Genomic DNA, 12,158 nt, shown 5'->3' with positions numbered 1-12,158 from the left:
GAAGACTCTGCGGCCGTGAGCGTTGCTCTTAACCCGCGTGCATACCCCCTATAGGTAGCCGAGGCGACGCCGTCCATTGAACCGGTCGTTCTCCGGCCGACCAGCGCGCCTCGCTCGGTGGACGTTCCGCACTCTCACCGACCGGCCCTCCAGTCGGACGAACTCAGCTTAACAAGCAAATAGGGTACCCCCGTATGGTATCAATGGCCCGGTCACGCACTTCGAGTCGAGGAGGAGAGATGGGTTCCGTCCACAGACCCGCGCGGCGGCGCGGGCTGGCGCTGGGGTTGATCGCCATGGCGCAGTTCATGGTGATCATGGACACGTCGATCATCGGTGTCGCGCTGCCGAGGATCCAGGCTGATCTGGGCTTCACCCAGGAGAACCTGTCCTGGGTCTTCAACGCCTACGTCGTGGCGTTCGGCGGGTTGTTGCTGCTGGGTGGCCGGCTGTCGGACCTGTTGGGGGCCCGTCGGGTCTTCGCGGCCGGCTGGGCGACCCTGCTGGTCGGATCGCTGGCGGCCGGCCTGGCCGGCAGCCCCGGTGTCGAGCTCGCCGCACGAGCCGTGCAGGGCGCTGGATCCGCGCTGATCGCGCCGTCCGCGCTCACGTTGTTGTTCACGTTGTTCGGGTCCGATCCGAAGGAGCTCACCAAGGCGCTGGCGCTGTACGGAGCTGCGGCGCCGGCCGGCGGTACGGCGGGGGTGTTCCTCGGCGGAGTGCTCACGCAGTACGCCTCGTGGCCATGGGTCTTCTTCGTGAACGCGCCGGTGGCTCTCCTCGCCCTCCTCGGGAGCCGGGCACTCATGCCGGCCGGGGGAGGACGCGGTGGATCCGTCGACGTGGTTGGCGCGGCCGCGGTCACCGCCGGCCTGGCGCTTGCGGTCTACGGGATCGTGCGTGCTCCGGAGGTGGGCTGGCTCTCCGGCTCGACCCTCGGCGTACTGGCGGCCGCGCTCGTCCTGCTCGTCGCGTTCGTCGTGATCCAGGCCAACCGGCGCGAGCCCCTCATGCGGCTGTCCATCTTCCGGCGGCCCAACCTGGCAGGGGCGAACCTCGCGCAGCTGCTGCTCGGTGCCGCGTGGATTCCGATGTGGTTCTTCCTCAACCTCTACTTGCAACAGGTACTCGGCTACAGCGAGCTTCCCGCCGGCGCGGCGCTGCTGCCGATGACCGGACTGATCATGCTGGGAATGATCGTGTTCGCGCCCAAGGCGATGGCCCGCTTCGGCGTACGGACGATGATCGTGACCGGTCTCGCGCTGCTTGCCGCCGCGATGGGGTGGCTGTCGTTCGTACGCCCTGACGGGACTTTCTGGGTCGACGTCCTTCCCGCCAGCCTGCTGGCCGCGCTCGGTATGAGCCTCGCGTTCATCCCGTCGCTGGGCACCGCGATCTCGGCCGCGCCGCCTGAGGACGGCGGCCTGGCGTCCGGAATCGTCAACGTCAGTTACCAGGTGGGCTCCGCGCTCGGCCTCGCCGTCGTCACCGCCATCGCCACGGCCAACGGGGCCGGGAGGATCGGCGACCTCACAGCACTCACCGACGGCTTCTCGGCCGCCTTCGTGGCGGCGGCAGTGGTAGCCCTCCTCGGGGCCGTGCTCGCTGTCGTCACCATCCGGAGCAGGCGAGCCGGGGCCGCGACGGACGCCGAGCCGGCCGAGAAGGTCGCCGCCTGACCGACAGGCGCGTTCGCCAGGTCGAGGGCCGGTGGCCGAACCATGGTCACCGGCCCTGACCCCGTAGCGGAAATAGTGCGAAGCCTGTCAACCGCGGTTGTGGTGCGCGGTGCGGCTGTGCGCGAGCCGACCCTGCGGGCCGAGGGGATTGGTGTGGATGTTGGCGCGGGCAAGGCGAGGCACCGCGTGCAGCAGTCGGTGTTCGGCATCGTGGGCGATGTGGTGGGCGTCGACGACGCTCAACCGCGCATCGACGGCGATGTCGATCTCCGCGTGAAGGGCATGGCCGACCCATCGCAGGCGTACGGCCTGCACCGCCGCGACGCCGGGAGTGTCGGCCCCTACCTGCTCGGCGAGGCGCACCAGGCCGGGGTCCACTCCGTCCAGAAGCCGGCCGAAGACCTCGCGGGCCGCGCCCCACAAGACGCTCACGATGGCGACGGCGATCAGCAGGCCCACCACCGGGTCGGTCCACGACCACCCGGCCGCGACTCCTCCGGCGGAGAGGAGGACGGCCAGGCTGGTGAATCCGTCGGTGCGGGCATGTAGCCCGTCGGCGACCAGCGCGGCCGAACCGATCTGCTTGCCGACCTTGATGCGGTAGCGGGCGACGAGTTCGTTGCCGACGAAGCCCACCATGCCGGCCAGAACGAGCCAGCCCAGGTTCGTGACCTGCCGCGGATGAGTCAGCCGGTCGACGGCCTCCCAGGCGGCGAGCCCGGCGGAGACGGCGATGACGAGGACCACCACGAGCCCGGCCAGATCCTCGGTGCGGCCGAGTCCGTAGGTGAACCGGCTCGTCGCGGCCCGACGGCCCAGGAGGAACGCGATCGCGAGGGGGACCGCGGTCAGCGCGTCCGCGACGTTGTGCAGGGTGTCGCCCAGCAGAGCCACCGAACCGGTCACGCTGACCAGGACAGCCTGGGCGAGCGCGGTGACCGTCAGGGCGGCGAAGGAGATCCACAGGGCACGCATGCCTCGCTTGCTGGACTCCAGTGCGCCGTCGACCACGTCGGCGCTGTCATGACTGTGGGGTGTGACGACATGCCGGAGCCTGGCGAGCCACGATCGAGACCCGTGTCCGTGCGCGTGGCCGTGCCCATGCCCATGCCCATGCCCATGCCCGTGGTTGCTGGTGGGAGCTGAGGTCACCTGACAAGAATCACACCCGAATCCGATTGCAGCACCCCTCGAACAGCCATGCCTGCGCAAGCGCGAATCGTGTGCAGCAAGCCTGTCACCGTGACTCGGCTGAGCGCACCGGCGAGCATCCTCGGGCGGAACGGGCCGCGACCGCTCGGGGTGGTCCGTCGCGGCCCGGGCATTTCCGGTCGGTGTGCCCCTACGCCCGATAGCCGAGCAGCGTCATCATGCCGGCCTCCGCGTGGTAGACGTTGTGGCAGTGCACCATCCAGATTCCTGGGTTGTCGGCGTCGAAGTCGACCGTGAGTGTTCTGTGGGGCAGCACGATCGCGGTGTCCTTGCGCAGCCCGTTGCCGAGGGCGAACGTGTGCCCGTGCAGGTGGATCGGGTGCCACATGGTGGTCGTGTTGACGAAGTTGAGCCGTACGCGTTCGCCGGCCCGCACCGGGGTGACCTGTGACAGGGCGTAGGGCTTTCCGTCGAAGGCCCAGTCGTACTTCATCATCGAGCCCGTCAGCCTGAACGTCCGCGTACGGTCCGGGGCACGGTTGGCGAGCCGCACACCCTCGGCAGGCCGCAGTTCGCGGTAGGAGACCACGTGGCCGTCGAGTTCCCGTGGACGCGTGCGTGCACTCGGAGCCGAGCCCGAGCCCGTACGTACGACCGCGAGTGCGGCGGCCTTCTTCCCCTCGGCCAGGGCGGCCAGCGGGAAGACGCCGGACTCGAGGGTGACGAGGACGTCGTAGCGTTCGCCCATGCCCAGCAGGAGAGCATCGGTCTGCACCGGCTTCACGGCGTACCCGTCGGTGTGGGTGACCGTCATGCGATGCCCGCCGAGGGCGACCCGGAACGCGGTGTCCCCGGAGGCGTTGACGAACCGGATCCGCAGTCGGGTCCCCGGCTTGCCGCGGTAGGTCGCCGGGGCGCTGGGCAACCTGCCGTTGACAAGGAAGTGGGGATAGCGGACGTCACCCGCATCGCCACCGAGCAACGGACTCGTGGCGCCCATCATCATGTGACCGGCGTCGCCACTCATGCCACCACCCATCCCGCGGCGGAGTTCGGCAAGAACCTCGTCGGGGGTGCCGGTGACGCCGTCCAGCCAGTCGTCGAGGACGACGATCCACTCGTCGTCGTAGGCGAGCGGTTCGTTCGGGTCGTCGACGATCAGTGGTGCGTACAGACCGCGGTCCAGTTGCGGGCCGGTGTGGGGATGGAACCAGTACGTGCCAGGGTTGGCAGCGGTGAACTCGTAGGTGAGCTCCTTCCCTGCGGGGACGTTCTTCTGGGTGACTCCGGGTACGCCGTCGGCGTTGTTGCGCAGGGAGAGACCGTGCCAGTGCACGGTGGTGTCGTCGGGGAGCTGGTTGGTCAGCCGTGCGCGGACCACCTCGCCCGCCCTGACCCTGATCGGCCTGCCCGGAAGCTGTCCGCCGTAGGTGCACGTGGTGACGGTCTTGCCACCGAGGTCGATCTCGCCGGCGGTGGCGGTCAGTCGTACGTCGCGGATCCTGCCCGGCTTGCGGGCCGCCTCGGCTGCCCGGACCTGCGGGCCGTTCGGGTCGACGAATCCCGCCGGCAGGCGTCCGGAGGGATGTGCGGTGGGAGTGGCAGCAGAGTCGTGACCCATGGAGCCGTGGCCCATCGACTCGTGGTCCATGGATCCGGCCGAGGTGTCGCCGTCACCGCAGGAGGCGAGCAGGCCGGCGCCGGCGGTGGCAAGGGTGGCGCGAAGAAGGGAGCGTCGATCAACTGGACGCATGGCGGTGTTACCTCACGATCGTGGAAGTGCAGCAGTGTGGGAGTACGCCGAAGTCCGGGCGCGACGAGGCGTCGCGACCGGGATGGCGTTCCTAGATCGGCTGCACCGACAGGTCGGCGAGGTGAAGGCCGACAGGCCACCCGGGTGGTCCGCGTGTCGCGGACCCGCCGACTCCCACTGCGAGCGATCGCCGCGCCGCCGTACCCCTGACCCGGCGAAGCCACACCAGGCGGAGGGCGATGGCCAGGCCGAGCGCCGTGAGTACGCCCAGGCAGACCGACAGCGGGTTCAGGGCCATACCGGGCGCGCCCGGTTGGTGGGACGGCGCCAGGAGATGCATGCCTGGCGTGATCGACGGAGCTTCTCCGCCCATGGCCATTGCCGCGTCGGCCGGCGCGTGGTGGGAGGAGGGGTGCCCGAGCGTGTGCATGCCCATGACCCCGAGCGTGAGCAGGCCGAGGACGAGCAGCCGCATGACGGCCTGCCCCGACCTGTTGATCATCACCGCTCCTCGTGCCGGCCGTTCGCGCTTCACGGTAACTCACGAGCCTGACAGCGACGTACGCCTGACCGTCATCGCGGACTCCGTGTCAGCGCGAAATGTCCTTACGCACCAGGAGGACCGCGCACCCTGCCGGATCAGGCAGCGGGCTTCTGCGCGGTCAGTTCCACGGCGGGGCTGTTCCTTCGGCGAGGACGCAGGTTGAGTGCCACCTCGTGGAAGCCCGCTTCCTCCGCCGCCCGCTGCAGATCCTCCGGCGGTCGGCCGAGGACGTGCCGATGGACAGTGAGGACGAGCCGTCCACCGGGCCGCAGCACCCGTGCGATCTCGGCGAATCCGTCGGCAAGCTGCCAGAGCATCACGTTGTTTACCGAGATGACGACATCGAGACTCGCCGGCTCGGCGCCGGTGACCTCGGCGGTTCCGTCGCGAATCTCGACGGTGCCGTTCGGGATCTCGGCCGCGCAGCGTTCCGCAGCCATGCGGCGCATCGTCTCGGACGGGTCGACACCGACCACGTGCCCGGTCGGCCCCACCGCGCGTGCCGCGAGCACCAGACCCACGCCTGGGCCGTGGCCGACGACCAGGACGTGTTCGCCCGGTTTCAGATCACCGGAGTCGACCGCCCATCGTTCCTGCTCGGCGTTGCCGCGTGCCATCAGGCGGCCGCCGAGCCGGCCGAGGATTCCCCGTGGATGTCCGAACGCCGGATCCACGATGCGTATCAGCAGATCGTTCACGTCCAGAGCCCATCACAACAGCGGCCCGAATTCGCTCAGGGACTGCCCGGATCTTCCTGAAGATTTCGGCGTACGTCAGTGGTGCGGTGCCGACGTGGTGGTGGCTTCCTCGAACAGGTGCTCACCCTGGCGTTCGACGACGGCTCCTGCCGTGGTCACCACGACCAGTAACGCGACGAGAGCGGCGACACCGGCACGCACGTGCCGGGTGGGCGGGTCCATGAGCGCCTGAACCCTGGTGGGTACGTCACCTCCGACCGCCGCGGTCGCGGCGCTGTCGGACGGCGCGGAGAGTGCCCGGGTGTGTGCCTGACGGGTGAGGGCGGCCCGGGCCAGCGCCCGTGCGACGAGGCGCCGGTCCGCCACGTCCACAGCGGCGTCCTCGTCGGCCCAGCGCTCCACCGCATGGCGTACGGCCTGGGACGTACGAGAGAGGAACGGATTCGCCGCGGCGGCGACCTCCGCGGCGAGGATCCACCAACTGTGCCGGTGCCGGAGGTGGGACCGTTCGTGTGCGACGAGGGCCGCTCGCTCGTCGTCGGTCAGCGTTGCCAGCATGCCGCTGGTGACGATGATCCGCCCGGTGGCCTCCGGCGTGGTGAACGCGTCGGGCACGTCGCTGTCGACCACCACCACCGCGCCGGGTCGCCCGAGCCCCCCGCAGAGGCGATGGATCCGCAGCAACGCGCGGGTCCGCGCGACCAGCCGCAGAACCGTCCGTACGCACACCACGGCAAGAATGCCGAGGGCGATCTCGGCGATCCCGGGCGCGATCGGTGCCAGTGCTCGTACTCGCTGGGGCGACCACGGGCCGAGCTCGGCGATCTCCGCGTCCTGGCCGATCCAGGTGAACGCCGTGACCGCCAGCACGAACCACACCGCCGTGCTGACCGCCATGCCGGCGGGGACCAGCAGCCTGGTCGCCATGGCGGGGGACAGGCTGCGGGCCAGCACCGGCGCGGACCAGCCGTACATTCCCGCACAGACCAGGACGACAAGAACCGAAGCGATCACGGATCACTCCTGGTCGGTCGATCGGAGCAGTTGCGTCAGTAGTTCCTCGTCCTCCGGGGAAAGACTGCCGACGAACCGGGTGAGAACCGCACCGCGGTCGGTGTCCGCGTCCAGCAGGCGTCTCATCTGGAACGCCGTCACCTGGGCGGGGTCGCGCACCACCTGGTAGCCGAATCCGCGTCCGACGGGAGTGCGGGTGACCCGTCCCTTGCGGTGGAGCCGGCTGAGCACGGTCGTGATCGTGTTGTACGCCAACGCCTCGCCGAGGCGCTCGCGGACCTGGCCCGCGGTCATCGGGCCGTCGGACGAGGCGAGGGCGGCGAGGATCTCCTGTTCAAGATCACCGTGCCCGCGTCGAGCCAGCGTCACGCGTCCTCCTGCACCTACAAAATGTGTAGTAGTACCCTGCACCTACAAAGACTGTAGGTGACGCCAGATGATCGTGCGGCCGCGGCCGCGCTACCGGTAGGAGAACGCCGTCTGATGGGTGCAGTGATGCTTGCCTCCGGCGCCGGGCAACTGCCGGGCGATCCGGCGTGGTTCCGGGCCGTCAACGCCTTCTCGCGGGCGACGGGGTGGCTGCACGCGCCGATCACCGCGTACGCGAAGTTCGGTGTGGTCGTGTTCGCGCTCCTGTTGCTGTGGGGGTGGTGGACCGCCCGCGGGACCGGTGACCTGGCCAAGGTGGCGGCCGCGCTGTGGGCGCCGGTGGGCACCCTGGTCGCCGTCGGGGTGAACCAGCCGATCGTGCACGGCGTCCACGAAGCGCGTCCCTACACCGCACTGCCGCATGTGCTGGTCCTGGTGACCCGTAGCGCCGACTACTCGTTCCCCAGTGACCACGCGACGATGGCGGGAGCGGTGACGGCCGGCCTGTTCCTGGTGGGCCGCCGTCTCGGCCTGGTCGGTCTTCTCGCGGCCGTGGTGATGGCGTTTGCGCGGGTGTATGTCGGCGCACACTTTCCCGGTGACGTACTGGCCGGGCTGGTGGTGGGAGCGGCGGTTTCCCTGATCGGCTTCGCCCTCCTTCGCCGTGCACTGGTGTGGCTGGTGGCCGCACTGGTTCGTACGCCGGTGCGCCCACTGCTGACCGCCGTACCTCCGTCCGAAACGATCCGTCGGACCGGGGACCGCGTGGCCACGTGATCAGCACGGTTGCGTCGTACATCCTGACGCTGCCCGGGTGGGTGGCGCTGGTGGTCGTTTTCGCGCTTCCCGCGCTGGAGTCGTCGGCGTTCGTGGGCTTCGTCTTCCCCGGTGAGATCGCGCTGATCCTCGGCGGTGTGCTGGCGTTCGAGAACCGGGTGAGCCTGGCCGCGGTCCTGCTCGCCGGGATCGGTGGTGCGGTGGTCGGCGATTCCGTCGGTTACCTGATCGGGCGCAGGTACGGCCGGAGCCTGCTCGAAGGCACGTTGGGCCGGCTGGTCAACCACAAACACTTCGATCGGGCGGAGCGCTACCTGGCCGCGCGCGGCGGGAAGGCGGTGTTCCTCGGGCGCTTCACCGCCGCGTTGCGGGTGATGATCCCCGGCCTGTCGGGCATGGCGCGCATGCACTATCCGAAGTTCGCCGCCTTCAACATCGCCGGTGGCGTCGCCTGGGGCGGCATGTGTGTGCTGCTGGGTTATGTCGGCGGCAGCAGTTGGCGTCACGTCGAACACCTCGCCTCGCGCATCGGGCTGGGCGTCCTGGTCGTGGTCGTCCTGCTGGCGGCGGCCGGGTATCTGGTCCGCCGGACGCGCGGCGACTGGTGGCGGCGACAGGGGCAGCGGATCCGTGAGAGCCGGGCTGCCACATGGGCGGGCGAGCGGTTCCCGGGTCCGGTCGCCTGGGTCGGTGCCCGGCTCGACCACGCGGTGCCGACGGGCTTGTCGATGACCGTCGCGACGGTAGTGGCGGTGGGATCGACGTGGGTGTTCCTCGGTGTGACCCAGGACGTGCTCGCCCACGAGGAACTCGCGACCGTCGACCCCACCATCCACGCCTGGGTTCTGCATCACCGCGAGGCCTGGCTGAACGACGTGCTGCGGATCGCGACCTGGCTGGGCTCGAACACGTTTCTGCTGCCTGGCTTGACGATCGCGGCCGTCGTGTTGGTCCGTCGGCACCGATCGTGGAGTCCGGCCGTCACGATCGTGGTGACGTACGGGGCCGCGCTGCTGGTCCATGCCGTCGTACGGGAGTGGGTGCACCGAGCCCGGCCGCCGGCCACCGACTGGCTGGCCGGCGCGGGCGGCTTGTCCTATCCGTCCGGCCACACGATTCAGGCGACCGTGGGGTGGGGCATCGTCGCCATCCTGGCCATGAGCGGGGTCACCGTCCGGACCCGCGTACTGCTGGCTTCGGTCGCCGCATCGGTGATGTTGCTGGTGTCCGTGAGCAGGGTCTACCTCGGCGTGCACTGGCCCACCGACGTACTTGCCTCGGTCGCGCTCGGGGTCGGACTGCTGAGCCTGTACGGCATCGTGCGCCTGTCCATGCTCGCCCGGCGCGAAGTGGAGCGGAACGACGCGCAACTCCAACCCGCCTGACCGCACGCGACGGTTGCTGTCCCGCCGGAACTCCTAGCCAGCGTCGGTCGCGTCGGTGGTGGTGGTGGCGGTGACGTGGTAGACGCGGCCTCCCCAGCCGTCCTCGGGGAAGGAGTCCGAGATCCGCAGGTAGGTCGCCTTGTCCGGACCGAGGTGCGCGGTCAGGTCGATGACCTGGTCGGCCTTGTTGGAGCCGTCCGTGATGCGCTCCGTCTCCTTCGAGACGGTGGTCCAGTGCTCGGCGTCGGAGCTGGCCTCGACGACGTACTCGTTGTCGATGGTGACGGTGGCGTGGGCCGTCACGGTGTCGGCCGGGAACGGGAACCTGTAGACGAAGTAGTGGTTGCCGTCGGCGAAGCGGTTCTGGACGCCGTTGCTCTGTGAGCCGTCCGCGTCCCAAAGCCACGGCATCTCGGCGGCTGTGCCGGTGTCGAAGTCGATCTCGTGCGCGACCGTCACCTCCGACCGCGTACTGAAGGACAGCCCCGAGTCGGCGGTGACCGTCGCGGACACGTCGTGGTGGCCGTCCTCGGCGTTCGCCGGGATCGTGACCTCCACCGGGAAGGTGCCGTAGACCGGGTGCGCGTTGCCGTGCGGGCTGAGGACGACCGTCCCGGTGGTCGGCGAGACGGTCCAGCCGTCCGGCGCGCTGACCGTCACCTTGGCAGTCGCCGGCTGCGAGGCCGGCCCGGTGGCCGACAATCCGACGTTGACAGTGATCTTCGTGGAACCATTGCCGGCCGGCATCACGACCGGCTGGGCCGGCGAGGTGGTCGCGGCCAGCGAACGCGTCGGTGCCGGCACAGGCACCGCGGCGATCAGGGCGCTCAGCGCGCTGGCCTGCGTACGCCAGTCGAACACGTTGGGGTGCTCGGTGCCGGTGCCACCGGCCCAGCGTGTGCCGAGTCGATCGGCCGCGTCGTGGTCTCGCGCCCAGATGGTGTCGGCCTGCCTGGTCACGAACGCCTTGTACTTGTCGGCCTGGGTGGTGTCGGCCAGGTCCATGAGGTAGCGAAGGAAGATTCCCTTGAACTGCTTGGCGTTGTCGTCACAGGTCCGGTCGAGGGAGTCGCAGGCCTCGGTCAGTACGCCGTCGGTGGTGAGACCCCCGTCGATCGCCGCGTCGGCGAGCCGGCGCGCCGTACTCAGCAACTTCGGGTCACGGGTCGCCCGCCACAGCTCCAGCGCCCCGCCGATGGCCAGCCCCTGGTTGTAGCTCCACACGGTCTGCCCGTTGCTCTGGCAGTCGTCGTTCAGTCCGTCATTGACCAGACCCGACGAGTTGATCATGCCGCTGCCGGTGAACCAGTCCCACGCGGCCTGCGACCGGGCCAGCCACCTCCTGTCGCCGGGCATGCGGTTGTGCAGTTCGGCGGTCAGCCGGACGTACAGGCCGTTGGTCACCGCGTTCTTGTACGTTCTCTCCGCGTTCCACCAGACGCCGCCACCACAGGTGTTGTCCCAGTACCCGTTGGTGAACTCGGCGATCTTGACCGCCATCCGGAGGTACCTGGCGTCGCCGGTGACGTCGTACGCCTGGATCCAGGTCAGGCCCCACCATTCGGAGTCGTCGATGGCGCGGCTGGTGAAGTTGCCCCACAGCTCGTCGCCGGACAACTCACCGGCCGGGAACTTCCCCTGGTCCTTCTGGAACGTGTTGTCCAACTGCGGCAGGTAGCGCCGGTCACCCGTCCGCTGCATGTAGTCGCCGATGGTCTGCAGGGCGACGGCGGAGTTCCACCAACTGGAGGGGAACCACGCCTTCTCCGGGTCGTAGGAGGACATCAGCACGTCGGCCGCCACCCGTGCCCGCGCCACGGTGGTTGGACCGTCGGCGGTCGTCACGGTGGCCGTGTCAGCGGAGGCGACAGCGGCGGGCAGCAGGCCGACGAGAACGGCGACGATTCCGACGAGGACAGTTCGGCCCCGGCGACGAAGCAGCGCAGTGGACAAGACTCGACCTGCCTTCTCGAGGTGTGTGCCGCTCATGAACGACGACGCCCTGGACGCGGGACGCGCGCTGAGGCGGGACAAACCTACGGCCCGGACCGAAGGTAGGTAAGACACCTGCAGAACTCGGACACGAGTGGACCGGACCAGAACTGGACACCGACGCCCTGGATGAATCGGCGGGGCTTGGCTCGAGGACGTGTGGGCGCAGTACGGCCGGCAGAGTGGCGCGCACCTGCAGATGGGCGCCTCTCGCGAGGTGGTCGTCAAGGCGCCTGAGGTCGTCGGCCGAGTGTCCTGTCACGGCGTGCAAGCCGAGCGGGTTCGGCGCGAACACCTGGTCACGGAAGTCCTCGCGGACCTTCGGCGACAGCGGGCTGCGAGACCACGCCATTGGCAACTTCGCGTCGCGAAGTGAGGCCGGCACACTCCATGACCCCGGCGGCTGGCGACCTGGCCGTAGCGGACTAGGGCGCTTGGAGAAGTGACCCGTGCCGGCCGCGGCGAACGTGGCGGGGAAGGGGTGCTGCTCGGTGGAGGTCACACCTCAGCTGACCCCGGGTAGTGCGTGGAGCGGGTGACGGGGAATCGAACCCGCCTGACCAGCTTGGAACGCTGGCGGGAGGCCCTGCTCGTGGCTCCCGTCGCCATGCGTTGCAAGCCATTGGGGTGACGTTGGGGTGCCGCCGGGTCGGGTCCGGCACCTCACACCGTGCGCGGGAAGTGACGAGGCAATGGCCGGCCGCTCGCCTCCCGCGGTTGACATTCCTTGGCGCGGATGCACCACCGGAGCAACATCGTTGCCATTGGGTGGGATTGGAACCGGATTGCTCCCAG

Annotated in this window: 10 protein-coding genes; 3 read left to right on the top strand and 7 right to left on the bottom strand. The window is 69.4% G+C overall.

The window, feature by feature from the left end; all coding sequences use genetic code 11:
- Positions 1 to 239 precede the first annotated feature (239 nt).
- The gene (locus ABZV93_RS22660) at positions 240 to 1,679 is read left to right on the top strand and encodes an MFS transporter (protein ID WP_354939352.1); all 1,440 of its coding nucleotides are present in this window, start codon (positions 240 to 242) and stop codon (positions 1,677 to 1,679) included.
- A gap of 87 nt (positions 1,680 to 1,766) precedes the next feature.
- Here ABZV93_RS22660 and ABZV93_RS22655 read toward each other — a convergent pair whose 3' ends face one another.
- From ABZV93_RS22655 to ABZV93_RS22630, 6 genes are all read right to left on the bottom strand, one after another.
- Entirely contained in the window at positions 1,767 to 2,690 is a 924-nt protein-coding gene (locus ABZV93_RS22655; RefSeq protein ID WP_354939350.1) for a cation diffusion facilitator family transporter, read from the bottom strand.
- Positions 2,691 to 3,021: 331 nt separating this feature from the next.
- Positions 3,022 to 4,584: a multicopper oxidase family protein gene (locus ABZV93_RS22650; protein ID WP_354939348.1), complete on the bottom strand. Its 1,563-nt coding sequence runs from the start codon at positions 4,582 to 4,584 to the stop codon at positions 3,022 to 3,024.
- A gap of 91 nt (positions 4,585 to 4,675) precedes the next feature.
- Positions 4,676 to 5,086, bottom strand: a complete 411-nt coding sequence (locus ABZV93_RS22645; RefSeq protein ID WP_354939346.1) for a hypothetical protein — start codon at positions 5,084 to 5,086, stop codon at positions 4,676 to 4,678.
- Between the two features lie 137 nt (positions 5,087 to 5,223).
- On the bottom strand, positions 5,224 to 5,826 hold the full coding sequence (locus ABZV93_RS22640) for a methyltransferase domain-containing protein (RefSeq protein WP_354939344.1): 603 nt from the start codon (positions 5,824 to 5,826) through the stop codon (positions 5,224 to 5,226).
- Between the two features lie 75 nt (positions 5,827 to 5,901).
- Positions 5,902 to 6,840: a M56 family metallopeptidase gene (locus tag ABZV93_RS22635; RefSeq protein WP_354939342.1), complete on the bottom strand. Its 939-nt coding sequence runs from the start codon at positions 6,838 to 6,840 to the stop codon at positions 5,902 to 5,904.
- 3 nt (positions 6,841 to 6,843) lie between these two features.
- A complete protein-coding gene (locus ABZV93_RS22630; protein ID WP_354939340.1) occupies positions 6,844 to 7,209 on the bottom strand; it encodes a BlaI/MecI/CopY family transcriptional regulator in 366 nt (121 codons plus the stop codon).
- Positions 7,210 to 7,323: 114 nt separating this feature from the next.
- On the opposite strand from ABZV93_RS22630, the gene ABZV93_RS22625 reads away from it, so the two are divergent.
- Complete coding sequence (locus tag ABZV93_RS22625) at positions 7,324 to 7,986, top strand: phosphatase PAP2 family protein (protein ID WP_354939338.1); 663 nt, start codon at positions 7,324 to 7,326, stop codon at positions 7,984 to 7,986.
- Complete coding sequence (locus ABZV93_RS22620; RefSeq protein ID WP_354939336.1) at positions 7,983 to 9,371, top strand: bifunctional DedA family/phosphatase PAP2 family protein; 1,389 nt, start codon at positions 7,983 to 7,985, stop codon at positions 9,369 to 9,371. Before ABZV93_RS22625 ends, ABZV93_RS22620 begins: the two co-directional genes overlap by 4 nt.
- A 33-nt stretch (positions 9,372 to 9,404) precedes the next feature.
- Here the strand turns inward: ABZV93_RS22620 and ABZV93_RS22615 are convergent, their stop codons facing one another.
- On the bottom strand, positions 9,405 to 11,324 hold the full coding sequence (locus ABZV93_RS22615) for a glycoside hydrolase family 76 protein (protein WP_354939334.1): 1,920 nt from the start codon (positions 11,322 to 11,324) through the stop codon (positions 9,405 to 9,407).
- Positions 11,325 to 12,158 lie beyond the last annotated feature (834 nt).

The sequence above is a fragment of the Actinopolymorpha sp. NPDC004070 genome (genome assembly GCF_040610475.1).
Classification (GTDB): Bacteria; Actinomycetota; Actinomycetes; order Propionibacteriales; family Actinopolymorphaceae; genus Actinopolymorpha.
This window is presented reverse-complemented; position numbering and strand designations above follow the sequence as displayed.